Source organism: Kitasatospora sp. NPDC057595, from assembly GCF_042800875.1.
Classification (GTDB): domain Bacteria; phylum Actinomycetota; class Actinomycetes; order Streptomycetales; family Streptomycetaceae; genus Kitasatospora.
Genome location: NZ_JBHVGL010000004.1, coordinates 394,337 through 409,086, shown reverse-complemented (window position 1 = coordinate 409,086; position 14,750 = coordinate 394,337). Strand labels below are relative to the sequence as shown.

14 protein-coding genes are annotated in these 14,750 nt (G+C 73.9%); 6 read left to right on the top strand and 8 right to left on the bottom strand.

From position 1 onward, the window contains the following. Window positions 1-251: 251 nt before the first annotated feature. Entirely contained in the window at window positions 252-824 is a 573-nt protein-coding gene (locus ACFU9E_RS10145) for a DoxX family membrane protein (protein WP_380684551.1), read from the bottom strand. 193 nt (window positions 825-1,017) lie between these two features. Between ACFU9E_RS10145 and ACFU9E_RS10140 the strand changes: the two genes are divergently transcribed. Together ACFU9E_RS10140 and ACFU9E_RS10135 are read left to right on the top strand one after the other, a co-directional pair. After that, window positions 1,018-1,614 (top strand): TIGR03086 family metal-binding protein, encoded by a 597-nt coding sequence (locus tag ACFU9E_RS10140; protein WP_380684550.1) that lies wholly within the window; start codon window positions 1,018-1,020, stop codon window positions 1,612-1,614. A gap of 133 nt (window positions 1,615-1,747) precedes the next feature. Beyond that, on the top strand, window positions 1,748-2,293 hold the full coding sequence (locus tag ACFU9E_RS10135) for a hemerythrin domain-containing protein (RefSeq protein WP_380684549.1): 546 nt from the start codon (window positions 1,748-1,750) through the stop codon (window positions 2,291-2,293). A 9-nt stretch (window positions 2,294-2,302) separates the two neighbouring features. Here the strand turns inward: ACFU9E_RS10135 and ACFU9E_RS10130 are convergent, their stop codons facing one another. The 7 genes from ACFU9E_RS10130 to ACFU9E_RS10100 form a co-directional block, all read right to left on the bottom strand. Further along, on the bottom strand, window positions 2,303-3,058 hold the full coding sequence (locus ACFU9E_RS10130) for a VOC family protein (RefSeq protein ID WP_380684548.1): 756 nt from the start codon (window positions 3,056-3,058) through the stop codon (window positions 2,303-2,305). Between the two features lie 182 nt (window positions 3,059-3,240). Continuing rightward, window positions 3,241-4,017 (bottom strand): hypothetical protein, encoded by a 777-nt coding sequence (locus ACFU9E_RS10125; RefSeq protein ID WP_380684547.1) that lies wholly within the window; start codon window positions 4,015-4,017, stop codon window positions 3,241-3,243. A gap of 102 nt (window positions 4,018-4,119) precedes the next feature. Further along, the gene (locus ACFU9E_RS10120; RefSeq protein WP_380684546.1) at window positions 4,120-4,968 is read right to left on the bottom strand and encodes a class I SAM-dependent methyltransferase; all 849 of its coding nucleotides are present in this window, start codon (window positions 4,966-4,968) and stop codon (window positions 4,120-4,122) included. Further along, entirely contained in the window at window positions 4,965-6,059 is a 1,095-nt protein-coding gene (locus tag ACFU9E_RS10115) for a dipeptide epimerase (protein WP_380684545.1), read from the bottom strand. Before ACFU9E_RS10115 ends, ACFU9E_RS10120 begins: the two co-directional genes overlap by 4 nt. After that, a complete protein-coding gene (locus ACFU9E_RS10110) occupies window positions 6,056-7,252 on the bottom strand; it encodes a PLP-dependent cysteine synthase family protein (protein WP_380684544.1) in 1,197 nt (398 codons plus the stop codon). Before ACFU9E_RS10110 ends, ACFU9E_RS10115 begins: the two co-directional genes overlap by 4 nt. Next, on the bottom strand, window positions 7,249-8,145 hold the full coding sequence (locus ACFU9E_RS10105) for a Rossmann-like domain-containing protein (RefSeq protein ID WP_380684543.1): 897 nt from the start codon (window positions 8,143-8,145) through the stop codon (window positions 7,249-7,251). The genes ACFU9E_RS10110 and ACFU9E_RS10105 overlap by 4 nt, the downstream gene beginning before the upstream one ends. Beyond that, window positions 8,142-9,506, bottom strand: a complete 1,365-nt coding sequence (locus ACFU9E_RS10100) for an ATP-grasp domain-containing protein (protein WP_380684542.1) — start codon at window positions 9,504-9,506, stop codon at window positions 8,142-8,144. The genes ACFU9E_RS10105 and ACFU9E_RS10100 overlap by 4 nt, the downstream gene beginning before the upstream one ends. A gap of 167 nt (window positions 9,507-9,673) precedes the next feature. Between ACFU9E_RS10100 and ACFU9E_RS10095 the strand changes: the two genes are divergently transcribed. From ACFU9E_RS10095 to ACFU9E_RS10080, 4 genes are all read left to right on the top strand, one after another. Next, a complete protein-coding gene (locus tag ACFU9E_RS10095) occupies window positions 9,674-10,282 on the top strand; it encodes a GNAT family N-acetyltransferase (RefSeq protein WP_380684541.1) in 609 nt (202 codons plus the stop codon). A gap of 111 nt (window positions 10,283-10,393) precedes the next feature. After that, window positions 10,394-11,059: a TetR/AcrR family transcriptional regulator gene (locus tag ACFU9E_RS10090; RefSeq protein WP_380684540.1), complete on the top strand. Its 666-nt coding sequence runs from the start codon at window positions 10,394-10,396 to the stop codon at window positions 11,057-11,059. 215 nt (window positions 11,060-11,274) lie between these two features. Next, complete coding sequence (locus ACFU9E_RS10085; protein ID WP_355368656.1) at window positions 11,275-12,798, top strand: MFS transporter; 1,524 nt, start codon at window positions 11,275-11,277, stop codon at window positions 12,796-12,798. Window positions 12,799-13,019: 221 nt separating this feature from the next. Beyond that, window positions 13,020-14,726, top strand: coding sequence for a cytochrome bc complex cytochrome b subunit (locus tag ACFU9E_RS10080; protein ID WP_380689622.1), 1,707 nt, complete (start codon window positions 13,020-13,022; stop codon window positions 14,724-14,726). The last annotated feature ends 24 nt before the right edge of the window (window positions 14,727-14,750 follow it).

The window sequence follows — 14,750 nt, the reverse complement described above, 5'->3', positions numbered from 1 at the left end:
GTGACATGTACAATTGCACGCATCACATGGCCTAGGAAGGCCCAGAACCGACAACTGTCGCTTCCCCACAGGAACTTCACCGAACAGCCGCAGAACGGCAGAGGGCGACCACACAATGGCAAAGGCCGCCGGTCGGTCGACCGGCGGCCCTCGCGGACAGCGACTGACGCCTCCGCGACCCGCGTGTTGCGGCAGGTCGGTCACGGCACGTCAGTTGTGGTGCGCCAGTGGCAGCACGCGGTTACGGCACGTCAGTTGCGGACGAGGAGCACCGCGCCCGCGGTGACCAGGCCGATCACGACGGCGGCCGCGCCGTACGACAGCCGGTGCGAACGCACCACCGGCAGGTAGCGATCCACGGCGTACCGGCCGGGGCCGGTCAGCGCGAGCGCCGCCGCGGCGGCGATCAGGATCAGTTCGTACTCACTGCCGCCGTTCATGGCGAAGAACTTGCCGCTCCACGTCACGGCGAGGGCGTTGAGCATGGTGCCCAGGATCGCGGCGGCCGCCAGCGGGGCCAGCAGGCCGACGGCGAGCGCCAGTCCGCCGCCGACCTCGGAGAGGCCGGCCACGACGGCCATGGCCTTGGGCGCCGGGTAGCCCTTCATGTCGAAGAAGGCGCCGGTGCCGTCGATCCCGCCGCCGCCGAACCAGCCGAACAGCTTCTGGCTGCCGTGCGCGGCCATGGTCAGGCCGAGGGCCAGGCGCAGCAGCAGAAGGCCTGCGTCGTAGGCGTGCGGGGAGGTGACCGCGGATCCGGGAGTTCTCCCGGCCGCGGCGATGGGGTTGGTGGGGGCGGTCGTGCTCGGGCTGCTGCTCGGCATGCGCGTCTCCAGGAAAAAAAGGGGGGTTCGTCGATTCCGGTCCGGATTTGTTCAAATTCGAACCAGTGGGGTGATGAGACCGTACCCGTAAGTTTGAATTTGAACAACTGGCGCGGCATGACATTTTGGCGTGATCAAGTCAGCAGTGGTGTAGACCGGCGTACGAAGGCACCAGGCGGGGCAGGCTCTGGGCATGGCACATCGCAACGAACACCGGCGCGCGCAGGACAAGGGCACCCCGCACGCCGAGGCCCTCGCAGCCTTCACAGAACGGGTCCGGCTGATCACCCCCGACCAGTGGGACGCGCCCACCCCGTGCGCCGACTGGACCGTCCGCGACCTGGTCAACCACCTCACCGGCGAGCAGCTCTGGGTGCCCGAGCTGCTGATGGGCGCCACCATCGGCGAGGTCGGCGCCCGTTTCGACGGCGACGTCCTCGGTGACGACCCCGTCGCCGCCTGGACCGCCGCCGCGGACGCCGCCCGTGACGCCTTCGCCGTCCCCGGCGCCACCGACCTCACCGTGTACCTGTCCTTCGGCGACGTCTCCGGCCAGTACTACCTGGACCAGCTCACCGCCGACGCCGTCGTGCACACCTGGGACCTCGCCGAGGGCACCGGCCGGCTCACCCGGCTGCCGGAGGCGCTGGTGGACTTCGCGCTCGCCGAGTACACCGGCTACGGCGACCTCTCGGGCAGCGGGCTGTTCGACCCGCCGCTGCCGGTCCCGGACGACGCCGGGCCGCAGACCCGCATGCTCGCCCTCACCGGGCGCCGGGACCGCCCCTGACCTGCGCCGTTCCCCGGCGAGTGGACCTCGCCGACGGCTCCCGTTCCGCCGCACCGCCCGGACAACGGGCGCGCCGCCGGATACTGGAGGTGTCGGGGGCGGAACCGCAGCAGACCGGAGAGGCGGGCGCGCCATGAACCGCAGGCCGGACATCCTCGGCGAGTTCACCGCGGAGCACCGCGCGGTGGAGGAACTGCTCGCCCGGATCGAGGCCGCCGGGCCGCACCCCGGCGCGGAGGGCGGGACCGGGACCGGCGGAACCGGCGCGGCCGCGGGCGACGGGGCCGGCGAGGACGGCGGCGCGGGCCGCGCAGCAGAGCTGGATCAGCTGATCGGGCGGCTCACCGACCTGCTGTTCAGCCACTGCGCGGCGGAGGAGGAGTACCTGTTCCCGGTCGTCCAGCACGATGTGCCGGACGGCGGCGCGCTGGTCTTCCGGTGCATCCACGACCACCTCGCGATCGGCCAGTACCTCGCCGACCTGCAGGCGCTGCCGCCCGGCGGCCCCGCCCTGGACACCCTGCTGCGCGGACTGGCCGAGCTGCTGCGCCGCCACCTGGCGACCGAGGAGAAGCAGCTGTTCACCGCCACCCGCAAGGCCCTCCCGGCCGCCGCCCGGAACGCGCTCGCCGAACGGCTGCGGGCCGACCGGGCGGAGATCGCCGAGGCCGGACCGTGAGTCCGTGGCTCAGGGCTTGGCGCTGATCACCGCGAACCGGCCGCCCTCCGGGTCCTGGAGCCGGGCCACCCGCCCGTAGGGCGAGTCGAACGCCGGGCCGATCGCGCTGCCGCCGAGCTCCGCCGCCCTGGCCAGCGCCGCGTCGGTGTCCGGCACCGAGAAGGACACCTCCCAGTGCGGCGGCATCCCCGCCGGGCCGCTCGCCTGCTCCCTGGCGAGCGCGGCGACGCTGTGCCCCTCGGCACGCAGCACCACCCGGTCGTGCTCCCAGCGGACCTCGAACCGCTCCGGGTCCCGGCCGTCCCAACGGAACACCTCGCCGTAGAAGAGCGCGGCGGCGAACGGGTCCGGGGTGCGCAGCTCGATCCAGACCGGCGCGCCGAGGAGGTTCAGCCGCCGGGCCCGGCCCAGCGGGCCCTCCCAGATGCCGAACACCGCGCCCGCCGGGTCCGCGGCGAAGGCCACCCGGCCCGCGTCGAAGGAGAGCGGGCCGACGGCGAGCGTCGCACCGCGCTCACGGACCGCGTCGGCGGCGGCGTCGGCGCTCTCGGTGCCGAAGTAGCTGGTCCAGGCGACGGGCATGCCCCAGCCGCCGCTCGCCACCCCCAGCCCGGCCACCGCCTCCCCGCCGGCCACGGCGTGCACGTACGGGCCGAAGCGGTCCGGGCCGGGCTCGAACTCCCAGCCCAGCAAGGGCCCGTAGAAGGCCTTGGCGGCATCGAGGTCGCGTGCCATCAGGCTCACCCAGCACGGGACGGCCGCCACGCAGCGCACCTCGGCCGTTGTCCCACCGCTGACCATCGCGACCACCTCCGAGACCCCGGCCGCCGGGCCCCTCCCGACTCCCACGGCCGTCCGGCCGCCCGGGCGAGTTCAGCCTAGGGCCTGTCTCCTGGATTTTGTCGGACCAGGACGCGGCGTCCGGGTGCGGGCATCGCAAGGCGGAGTCAGAGCACGGGCGCACCCCCGAAGCCTCCGTGGCCGGCGCCCGGGACGGTCAGGGCGAGCCAGCCGTGGCCGCGGACCGGGGTGTCGGCGGTGATCGCGGCGGGGTTCACGGAGAGTCCGGCGGCAGCCCGGCCGATCGACTCGACCAGGGAGGCGTTGGGCTCGACGCCATCCTCGTCGAACTCGTCGCCCTCCTCCTCGTCGAACTCGTCGTCCGGTCCGGCGGCGCGGGGCAGCGGCTCCCAGGGCAGCGGCTCCCCCGTCCACTCCGGCTCGCCGTAGCGCCAGTAGCCGCGCACCAGACTGCCGTGCTCGGCGGCGGCCCAGATCACGGAGTCGGCGAACGGGTCCTGGAAGAACACCTGGGCCCGGCCGCAGGCGGCGCTGAGGCGCTCGACCACCTCGTGCGGCCACCAGGCCGTCTCCCGCAGCGGGGACTCCGCGTAGATCAGCCGCCACCCCGCGTACTCGGGCGTGACGAACACCCGGTGCACCCGCTCGGGCACGGACTTCTCGTCCTCCTCCTGGGCGGCCAGCCCGTAGCGGACGGTGACGGGGATCCGGTCGTGCAGCCCCAGCGCGGTGAACGCCTCCTCGTACGCCTCGCCCGGGACGGCCAGCCACCAGTGGTCGGGCAGCGGCCCCGGGCGCTCGGCCTCGAACGCCCGGCGGACCGCCCGCTCGTCGACGCCGCGCGCCGACGCCTCGGCGCCCAGCACGTCGAGGAGCGCGGTGATCGCCTCGGGGGCGGGGACGGCTGCGGTCGTGGTGTTCATGGCGCAGACGCTAGCCGAGGGGTCCGACAGGCCGTCACCCGCGCGAGTGAGCCGACGTGGGGTCCCGAACCCATTCACCCACAAGGGGGACGGACCCGGCGGTCAACGTCCCCGTCGGCCGGGGAGGTCCAACCGGGCGACCAGGTGGAGGCGGTCACCGTCGGCGGTGTCGGCGGGCCGGTCGCCGTCCGTCCAGGGCGGTTCGGTGCGCGGGCCGGGCCGGTCGTGGAGGGCGAGCACGGTGAAACCGTGGACGGCGAGCAGGTGGCGCAGCTCCTGGGGGAAGAGCAGCCGCCAGGCGGAGTGCTGCTCGATCGGCGGGGCGCCGTCGTCGCCGGTCCACCTGCGGGTGCGGCGCAGCAGTTGGGCGGCGTGGTCGATCCACAGCACGGTGCGGGAGGTGTGCGTGACACCGTCGTGGGTGACGCTGTCGAAGCGTGGGGTGCCGAGGAGTTCGGTGCGGCCGAGGAAGAAGGCCCCGTTGCGCATCTCGGCGACCAACAGGCCGCCGGGGCGCAGGTGGTGGCGCAGCCGGCCGAACAGGGCGTCGAGATCGGCGTTGGTGTGGCAGTAGAGCAGCGCGCTGTCCAGGCAGAGCACGGCGTCGAAGCGGCCGGGCAGCGTGAAGTCGCGCATGTCGCCGACGTGGTAGGCCGGTCCGGGGTGGCGGGCCCGGGCGTGGGCGATCATCGCCGGGGAGCTGTCCAGGCCGGTGACGGTGAGCCCGGCCGCCCGGTGCAGCCAGCCCGCGTCGCGGCCGGTGCCGCAGCCGAGGTCGAGGACCTCGGGCCCGGCGCCGTGTTCGCGGAGCATCGCCCCGGCCCATCGGGCGGCGGTGAACCCGGGGTCGGGGAAGCGGAGTTCGTAGAGTTCCGGACGGTCGGTGAGCAGGTTGCGGTGGGCGGTGGCGGGGGCCGCGGCGGGGGTGTCGGCCAGGGGGCGGTGGTTCATCGGGCCTCGCTGGGGAGGGGGCGGGCGTCCTGTCCGGGGAGCGGCACGGCGGCGGGCGCGGGCAGCACGCCGAGGCCGGCCCGGCCGGGGGTGCGGACGGTGCCGTCGGCGCCGCCGATGCCCTGCCAGGGGTCGTGGGCGAGCAGCAGGTGGCCGTCGAGGTCGAGCCAGCGGGCCCGGTCGGCGAGGTGGACGGCGGGCGCGATGCCGAGCGAACTGGCCGCCAGGCAGCCGAGCATCAGCTCGGTGCCGCTGCCTCGCAGGGCCTCGGCGATGCGCAGCACCTGGTGGACGCCGCCGCACTTGGCGAGCTTGAGGTTGACGCCCTGCACCCGCCCGGCGAGCCGGCAGGCGTCCTCGTAGTCGACGGCGTCCTCGTCGGCGATCACCGGGACGGGTGAACGCTCGGCGACCGCGGCCAGCGCGTCGGGGCGGCCCGGCGGGATCGGCTGCTCGACGGCCTCGACGCCGGCGGCGGCGAAGGCGGGCAGCAGCCGCAGGGCCTGTGCAGGGGTCCAGGCGCCGTTGGGGTCGAGCAGCAGCCGGACCTCCGGGGCGGCCTCCCGGACGGCCCGGACCCGGGCCAGGTCGAGGCCGGGGTCCGGGGCGCCGGCCTTGACCTTGAGCACGGTGAACCCGGCGTCGGCGAGCCGGGCGGCTTGGGCGGCGGCATGGGCGGACGGGTCGATGCCGATGGTGCGGGCGGTGGCGGCGACGACCGGATCGGCGCGGCCGAGCAGCCGGTGGACGGGCTCGCCGGCCCGTTTGCCGACCAGGTCGAGCAGCGCGGCCTCGACGGCGGCCAGCACCCCGGCCGGCAGCGTCACGTAGGGGGCCGTGCCGTCGCGGAGGTCGGCGAGCGCCTGCTCCGGGTCCGGGCCGTTCTCCAACACGGGGCGCAGCGCGTCGAGTTCGCGCCGGATCCGGTCGGCGGGCAGGTCCAGGTGGACGCTGCTGACCGCCTCGCCGTGTCCGGTCGCCCCGTCGTGCCCCAGGGAGAGCTGGACGGCGTCCCGTTGCGTGGTCACCGAGCGGGAGATGCGCAGCGGCTCGGCCAGGCGGAGCCGGACGGTGCGGACGTCGAGTCTCATCGGTCCTTCTCGGTGCGAACAGGGGCGGTCCCGACGGCGGTCCCGGCGGCGGTGGCGGCGGCGGTGGCGGTGGCGGCGGTGAAGGCAGCGGCCACCGGGGCGGCGGCCGGTTCCCCGGGCGCGGACCGGCCGGTGCGGCAGCGCGCCCAGCCGGTGACCTCGACGGCCGCCGGGTACGGGACCTCGACCGGGCGCGACACGGCCCGCCCGGCGTCCAGGCCGTGCCGCCGGCAGAACGCGTCGTCGTACACGGTGCCGAGGTAGCGGTGGGGGCCGTCGGGGAAGACGGTGGCGACGGCCGCGCCCGGATCGGCCCGGGCGGCCCAGGCGGCGACCAGGGCGACCGCGCCGGTGGACCAGCCGCCGCTGACGAAGGCGCCCCGGGCGAGGCGCCGGCAGGCGTCGACCGCCTCGGCCGGGCCGACCCAGTGCACCTCGTCGAAGGCCTGGTGGGCGACGTTGCGCGGGTGGATGGAGCTGCCGAGGCCGCGCATCAGCCGGGGCCGGGCGGGCTGGCCGAAGATGGTGGAGCCGACCGAGTCGACCCCGATGATCCGCAGCCGGGGCCAGCGGCGGCGCAGCGCCTCGGCGAGCCCGGAACTGTGGCCGCCGGTGCCGACGCTGCAGACCAGCACGTCCAGGTGGTCGAGTTCGGCGGTGATCTCCCGGGCCATCGATCGGTAACCGGCCGCGTTGTCGGGATTGTTGTACTGGTCGGGCCAGTAGGCGTCGGGCAGCCGGTCGAGCACGTCCCGCAGCCGGGCGAGCCGGGCGGCCTGCCAGCCGCCGTGCCGGGCCGGCCGCTCGACCAGCTCCAACCGGGCGCCGTAGGAGCGCAGCAACTGCCGCATGGACGGTTCGAGTTCGCTGTCGCCGACCAGCACGACGGGGTGCCCGAGGGCCTGTCCGGCGAAGGCCAGGCCGACGCCCATGGTGCCCGAGGTGGACTCCACCACCGTGGCGCCGGGGCGCAGTTCACCGCGCGCGTGGGCGCCGCGGAGCATGGCGACGGCCGAGCGGGCCTTCATGCCGCCGGCGCTCAGCCCCTCCAGCTTGGCCCAGAAGCCGGGGTGCGGCCCCGGCAGCGGGGTGGTGATCCGGGCCAGCGGGGTGCCGCCGAGCAGCGGCAGCAGGGCCGGGTTGCCCAGGACCGGACGGGCCGGCGCCGCGCCGGGGTCGAGCAGGGCGGTCACCGGGCCGCACCCCCGTACAGGTGGAGGATGCTGGGGCCGCCGTCGAGCCAGAAGAAGGGGTAGGGCTCGGCGCTGACGCCGGTGACCCCGTCGCCGAGCAGGCGGGGCAGGACGGAGCTGCCGGTCTGCGCGAACAGCACCAGGGGTTTGCCGGTGGCGCGGGCGTGGGCGAGCAGCGGATCGAGGGTGCCGTTGCCGAGGGTCATGCCGGAGGCGAGGATCGCGTCGCAGTCGTCGAGGTGGGCGAGGGCGTCGGTGTGCACCGGCTCGTCCCACTCGGTGCGACCGCCCTTGAGGTCGCACGGCAGGTAGCCGACATCGTGGGAACGGAGCTGTTCCAGCAGGGAGTTGACGACGCCGACGACCAGGACCCGGCGGACGGCGGCGAGCGGCAGCAGCCCCACCACGGCGGAGGCGCGGACCCGCGACTTGGTGAGCGAGGAGCCCGAGGGCAGGCCGTACCGCCGGGCGCCGTAGGCCGGCGCGTGCGGGAGGCAGTGGCCGAGGTAGGCGTCGAGCGCGGCGACCCGGACGGCGCCGCACGGGTGGTCGAGCAGGTCGGCGACGGCGGCGCCGACGCAGTCGGTGACCGTGTCGGCGGGCAGTTCGCCGGGCTCGACGGCGCAGGAGCCGACGGCGGCGCCGAGCCGGAGGCTGAGCACCTCGTTGCGGTACCCGCGGGCCCGGCCGCTGTGCCGCACGGCCTGCACCGTGCTGAAGGCGAGCGCGATCCGCAGCGCGGCCGGGTCGGGCCCGTACGCCCCCGTACGGGCCCGCCCGGTGATCAGGTCGAGCACGGGGAGGGTGGTGATCCCGGGGCTCGTGGGGAAGGCGCCGGCCGGGGCGGGGTCGGCGGCCCAGCTGGGCGGGGCGGTGGCGGTGAGGGTGCTCATGCGGACACCGCCGCGGCTTCGTCCCGACGGTCGGCGGGCGCGGGCGCGGGCCCGGACTCGGGTACGGGCTCAGGGTCGGGCTCGGCCTCGGGCGCGGGCGCGGGCGCGAGACGCGGGGCGAGCCCGGTGAGCAGCCGCTCGGCCGTTCGGCGCGCCCCGGACCCGCCGGTGTCGGCGGTCATGACGTGCCCGAGGTACTCGTTGTTGCTGGTCGCGGGCCGCACCTCGCGGCCGGACCCGGCGAGCGCGAGTTCGACCACCGCCGGGTCGCGGCGCACCGTGTCCTCGCCGTCGAAGCCGTCCAGCAGGCCGGCCTGCCCGCCGTCGGGCACCAGGAAGGCGATGGCGGCGCTGGCGACCCCGGTCGGGCGGACGGCCAGGTCGGGCCGGCGGCCGAGCGCGACGTCGACGGCGGCAGCCGCCAGGTCGACCCCGGTGACCCGCCGGACCAGCTCGGTGATCCGGTTCCCGGCCGGACGCGGGTTGACCTCGATCACCCGGGGTCCGGCCGCGGTGAGCTTGATCTCGGTGTGCGCGACGACCTGGTCGAGGCCGAGCGCGCCCAGCGCGGCGACGGCGGTGCCGGCAGCCGCCGCGGCCTCGGCCGGGTCGAGCGCGGCCGGGAACATGTGCCCGGTCTCGACGAAGGCGGGCGCGCCGCCGATGCTCTTGTCGGTGATCCCGACGACGTGCGCGACACCGTCCGTGGACACCGTCTCCACGCTGACCTCCGGTCCGGTGAGCAGCTCCTCCAGCAGCACCGCCGGCTCCCGCCGCTGGCCGCGGGCGTTGACCGGGAAGGCATCCAACGCCCGGATCGCCGCGAGGAGTTCCGACTCGTCGCGGACCGCGCGGACGAACATGCCGGCGCACAGGTCGACCGGCTTGACGACGAGCGGGTATCCGATCGCCCGGGCGGCGGCGCGGGCCCGTCCGGGGTCGGCGCAGAGCGCGTACGCGGGCCCGGGGACGCCGGCCTCGGCCAGCCGGCGGCGGGTGAGGTCCTTGCGGCAGGCGGCGGTGACGGCGTCGGGCGCCGGTCCGGGCAGGCCGAGCCGGCGGGCCACCAGGGCGACCTGCGGAAGGTAGTAGTCGCAGGAGGAGAGCACGCCGTCGAAGCCGAGCAGCGCGTGCAGCCGCTGCGCGTACGGCAGCAGCGTTTCCGGGTCGTTGGTGTCGGCGGTGAGCACGTTCTCCGCGGCGAGCAGCGGATGCGGGCCGTCGGCCGGGGCGGTGGCCCGCAGGTAGTGGTGCAGGTCGCGGGTGAGGAAGGTGAAGCGGTGGCCGCCCTCCCCCAACGCCCGCGGCAACAGCCTGCTCATGGAGCCGACCCAGCTCTCGATCACCAGCAGATGTGCCACGGATCTCCCTTTCGACCTTTCGACGGACTCGACAGGCAGGACCGTAACGGCATTCGTTTTCATTTTCAACGCGCCGGGGCCGCGTTTCCGTCGAAGCGTCAGATGAAAGTGGTTTTCATGTACTCTTGCCCTCGACCGCCATGACCCTGCCCCGCCGGAGTTGCCTGATGGATCGTCAGTTTCCTTACGTCGTCCGCCATGCACTCCCGCAGGACGTGCCCGGAGCGCGCCGGCTGATCCTGGACACCTTCTACCGCGAGTTCGGCTACGGCTATGTGCCCGACTGGCACGCCGACGTCGTCGACCTCCAGGGGCACTACCTGGACCACCCCCGGCACGCCCTCCTGGTCGCCGTGCTCGGCGAGGAGGTGGTGGCCACCACCGCGCTGCACTCCACCGGACCGGCCCATCCGCCGCACCCGCGCGAGCTCGTCCGGCACTTCCCGTCCGGGACCACCGCGCAGCTGGTCCGGGTCTACGTCCGGGCCGAGCACCGGCGGCACGGCCTGGCCCGGGAGCTCGTGCGCCGCGCCTGCGCGTTCGCCGCCGAGGAGGGCGGCTACCGCCGGCTCTACCTGCACACCAACACCGCGATCCCCGGCGCCGAGCCGTTCTGGCGCAGCCTCGCCGAGGAGGTCTACGACGCCCGCCCGACCGGCGAGCACGGCCCGGGGGTGGCCACCGTCCACTTCGAGATCCCGCTGCACCGGCCGACGGCCGCGGCGGGCATGGTGGGGCACGGCAGGGGCTTCGGCGAGAGCTTCGACCGAATGTGATGCAGGTCACATCGGGGTGCGAAATTTCCGGGGACGGATTCCCCGTTTAGCCTTCCGTAGGACTAAGCGGGGAGTGACTCCCCACAATCGCATCCCGGGAGGAGTGCACCCGTGACCACCGTCGCCCCCCGTCCGACCCGCACCGCGGGGCCGGCCCGCGCGCCCAGACTGCGCGCGGACGCCAGCCGCAACCGTGAACGGATCGTCCTGGCGGCCCGGGACGCGTTCGTCGAGCACGGCGCGGACGCGCCGCTGGACGAAATCGCGAAGCGGGCGGGCGTCGGAAACGCTACGCTCTACCGGAACTTCCCCACCAGGACGGCGCTGATCCGCGAGGTGGCGCTGCTCGTCAAGAACCGCATCGTGGCGATCGCCGAACGGGCGGCCGCCGAGGTCGCCGGACCGTTCGACGCCCTGGAGCGGTTCGCCCACGAGACCGTCGACGAGAAGGTCGGCGCGCTCTGCCCGATGCTCACCAACCACGTCGACCCGCACGACCCCGACCTGGCGGAGGCGCGCGAGCGCCTGCTGTCCGTCGCCGGCGGTCTGCTGGAGCGGGCGCAGGCGGCGGGCGAGGCCCGGGCGGACGTCGGCCACGGCGACCTGTTCATCGCCCTCAGTCAGCTCACGCGTCCGCTGCCGGGCACCTCGTGCCACCTCCTGGACGAGTTCGTCCACCGGCACCTGCAACTGTTCCTGGACGGCATGCGGGCGCCCGCCCCTTCCGTCCTGCCCGGCCGGGCAGCGATCTTCGAGGACTTCCACGACGACCACTGACCCACCGCCACCGCGCCGGACGACCGGCGTGACCTGACGTCCGAAACACCCTTCACCGCGGGGACGCGCTACGGCCGCCACGGCGTGCCCACCGCTGCCGCCCGTGCCCCGGGCCGCGCCTTCGGCACGCCCGCGCGTTCCGCCCGCCCCGCACCTCTCGCACCTTCCGCACGCCCAGCACCGTCCGCACCTCTCGCACCGAAGTGAGTACCTCCATGCCGCAAACCGACGCCCAACCCGCCCTCCAGCCCGATCCGAGGCGCTGGAAGGCCCTGATATTCATCGGCCTCGCGCAGCTGATGGTCGTCCTCGACGCCACCATCGTGAACATCGCGCTGCCGTCCGCGCAGAAGGACCTCGGCATCACCGACGGCAACCGCCAGTGGGTGATCACCGCGTACGCGCTCGCCTTCGGCGGTCTGCTGCTCTTCGGCGGCCGGGTGGCCGACCTGTGGGGGCGCAAGCGGGCCTTCGTGGTCGGCCTGACCGGCTTCGCGCTGGCCTCCGCGCTGGGCGGCGCCGCCGCCAACACCGCGATGCTGCTCGGCGCGCGCGCCCTGCAGGGCGTCTTCGGCGCACTGCTGGCCCCCGCCGCGCTCTCGCTGCTGGCTGTGATGTTCACCGAGGCCAAGGAGCGCGCCAAGGCGTTCGGCATCTACGGTGCGATCGCCGGCGGTGGCGGTGCGATCGGTCTGATCCTCGGCGGCCTGCTGACCGAGTACATGAACTGGCGCTGGACCTTCTTCGTCAACATCCCGTTCGCCGTGATCGCCGCCGTCGGCGCGGTCATGGTGATCCGCGAGCCGGCCGTCGGCCGCAACCGCAACCGCCTCGACATCCCGGGCGTGCTGCTGGTCACCACCGGTCTGGTCTCGCTGGTCTACGCCTTCACCCGGGCCGAGTCGGACGGCTGGAGCTCGGGCGTGACCATCGGCCTGTTCGTCGCCGCCGCCGTGCTGCTGGCCGCGTTCGTCGTGGTCGAGCAGAAGGTCAAGGCGCCGCTGCTGCCGCTGCGCGTCGTGCTGGACCGCAACCGCGGCGGCGTCTACCTGGCGCTGGGCATGGCCGTGATCGGTATGTTCGGTCTCTTCCTGTTCCTGACCTACTACCTGCAGATCGTGCTCGACTACAGCCCGGTCCTGACCGGCGTGGCCTTCTTGCCCATGGTGGCGGGCATGATCACCGGCTCGACCCAGATCGGCGCCCGGCTGATGACCCGCGTCCCGGCGCGGTTCCTGATGGCGCCCGGCTTCCTGGTCGCCTCGCTCGGCATGCTCATCCTGACCCAGATCGACCTGGACAGCTCCTACCCGGCGCTGATCCTGCCCGGCCTGGTCCTGATGGGCCTGGGCATGGGCACCGCGTTCATGCCGGCCATGAGCCTGGCCACGCACGGCGTCCAGCCGCGCGACGCGGGTGTGGCGTCCGCCATGGTCAACACCTCGCAGCAGGTCGGCGGCGCCATCGGCACCGCGCTGCTGAACACCATCGCGGCCAGCGCCACCACCACCTGGCTGGCGGCCCACGCGGCTTCCGCCACCACCCCGGCCGCCGCGCAGGCGGTGCAGTTCCAGGGCATGGTGCACGGCTTCTCCACCGCGATCTGGTGGTCCTTCGGCATCCTGGTGCTGGCGTCGGTGGCCGCGTTCACCCTGGTCAACGCAGGTCGCCCCGGCTCCGGCGAGGGCGCGGCGGCCGACGCGTCGGCCGCCGACGAGGTCCCGGTGCTGGTGCACTGACCCCTGCGGGGTGCGCGACGGTGCGCCACGGCCCGTCCGGTGTCTTCACGACGCCGGGCGGGCCGTTCGCCGTTTCCGGGACCGGCGAGGACCGCGGCACGAACGCGGCGAGGACGCCGGTGAGCACCCCCCGATGAAACTGGGGAATGATCCCCGCTTATTCTGGTCGGACTTCGAAGCGGGGATGACTCCCCGCTTCACTTCGACCGAGGTGCGTGGACATGACCCGGAATCAGGGAACCGGCGGCGGACGCGGGCAACGCGCCGCCGACTGGACCGACGGCCGGCTGGGGATCTACACCCTGGCCAGGGCCAACCTGCGGAAGATCTTCCCGGACCACTGGTCCTTCATGCTGGGCGAGATCTGCCTCTACACCTTCCTCATCATCATCCTGACCGGCGTCTGGCTGACGCTGTTCTTCAAGCCGAGCATGGGCGAGATCGTCTACGACGGCTCGTACGTGCCGCTCAAGGGCGTGCCGATGTCCGAGGCCTACGCCTCGACGGTCGACATCAGCTTCGAGGTGCGCGGCGGCCTGCTGATCCGGCAGATCCACCACTGGGCGGCGCTCGTCTTCATCGCGGCGATGTTCGTGCACATGATGCGGGTCTTCTTCACCGGCGCGTTCCGCAAGCCCCGTGAGATCAACTGGCTGTTCGGCTTCCTGCTGCTCTTCCTCGGCATGCTGGACGGCTTCTTCGGCTACTCGCTGCCCGACGACCTGCTCTCGGGCACCGGCATCCGCTTCGTCGAGGGCGCGATCCTCGCCGTCCCGCTGGTCGGCACCTACATCCAGATGTTCCTGTTCGGGGGCGAGTTCCCCGGCACCGACATCGTGCCGCGGTTCTTCACGATCCACGTGCTGCTGATCCCGGGCATCATGCTCGGCCTGCTGGTGGCGCACCTGATCCTGGTCTTCCACCACAAGCACACCCAGTGGGCGGGCCCGGGCCGGACGGAGAAGAACGTCGTCGGCATGCCGCTGATGCCGGTCTACATGGCCAAGGCCGGTGGCTTCTTCTTCCTGGTGTTCGGCCTGATCGCCGCCGTCTCGGCGCTCGCCACGATCAACCCGATCTGGGCGTACGGCCCGTACCGCCCCGACCAGGTGTCCACCGACGCCCAGCCCGACTGGTACATGGGCTTCGCCGAAGGGCTCGTCCGGGTGATGCCCGGCTGGGAGGTCGGCCTGTGGGGCCACACCCTGAACCTCGGCGTGCTGGTCCCGTTCACACTCTTCCCGCTCGTCCTCGGCGCGATCGCCGTCCACCCGTTCGTGGAGGCCTGGGCGACGAACGACCGGCGCGAACGCCACCTGCTGGACCGCCCGCGCAACGCCCCCGTCCGCACCGCGCTCGGCGCGGCCTGGATCTCGCTCTACCTGGTGACGCTGGCCGGCGGCGGCAACGACCTCATCGCCACCCATCTGCACCTGTCGCTCAACACCATCACCTACGCCGTCCGGGTGGGATTCCTCGTCGTCCCGGTGGCCGTCTTCGTGATCACCAAGCGCTGGTGCCTGGGCCTGCAGCGGCGGGACAAGGAGAAGGTGCTGCACGGCCGCGAGACCGGCGTCATCAAGCGGCTGCCGCACGGCGAGTTCGTGGAGGTGCACGCCCCGCTCGCGCCGGCCGAACTGCACCGGCTCACCGCGCACGAGCAGCCGCGAGCCCTCGAACTGCCCGCCGCCGTGGACGACAATGGAGTGGCCCACCCGGCCGGGGTCCTTGACCGCGCCCGTGCGAGGCTGTCCCGTGGGTTCCACGGAGACGGGGCCCGGATCGCCGGGCCCACCGCCGAGGAGTTCCACCGGGCCGCCGCACACCACGGGGCCACCGGGCACCACCCGACCGCCGCACAGCAACCGCCCGCCGCACAGCACGCCGTCACCGAGCACCACGAGAACGGCGGCGGGCGCGGCCACTGAGGCCGCGCGCCGCCCGCGACCACC

Coding starts and splice junctions, on each gene's coding strand:
- ACFU9E_RS10145 (WP_380684551.1), bottom strand. CDS start 824: ATGCCGAGCAGCAGCCCGAGCACGACCGCCCCCACCAACCCCATCGCC.
- ACFU9E_RS10140 (WP_380684550.1), top strand. CDS start 1,018: ATGGCACATCGCAACGAACACCGGCGCGCGCAGGACAAGGGCACCCCG.
- ACFU9E_RS10135 (WP_380684549.1), top strand. CDS start 1,748: ATGAACCGCAGGCCGGACATCCTCGGCGAGTTCACCGCGGAGCACCGC.
- ACFU9E_RS10125 (WP_380684547.1), bottom strand. CDS start 4,017: ATGAACACCACGACCGCAGCCGTCCCCGCCCCCGAGGCGATCACCGCG.
- ACFU9E_RS10120 (WP_380684546.1), bottom strand. CDS start 4,968: ATGAACCACCGCCCCCTGGCCGACACCCCCGCCGCGGCCCCCGCCACC.
- ACFU9E_RS10115 (WP_380684545.1), bottom strand. CDS start 6,059: ATGAGACTCGACGTCCGCACCGTCCGGCTCCGCCTGGCCGAGCCGCTG.
- ACFU9E_RS10105 (WP_380684543.1), bottom strand. CDS start 8,145: ATGAGCACCCTCACCGCCACCGCCCCGCCCAGCTGGGCCGCCGACCCC.
- ACFU9E_RS10095 (WP_380684541.1), top strand. CDS start 9,674: ATGGATCGTCAGTTTCCTTACGTCGTCCGCCATGCACTCCCGCAGGAC.
- ACFU9E_RS10085 (WP_355368656.1), top strand. CDS start 11,275: ATGCCGCAAACCGACGCCCAACCCGCCCTCCAGCCCGATCCGAGGCGC.
- ACFU9E_RS10080 (WP_380689622.1), top strand. CDS start 13,020: ATGACCCGGAATCAGGGAACCGGCGGCGGACGCGGGCAACGCGCCGCC.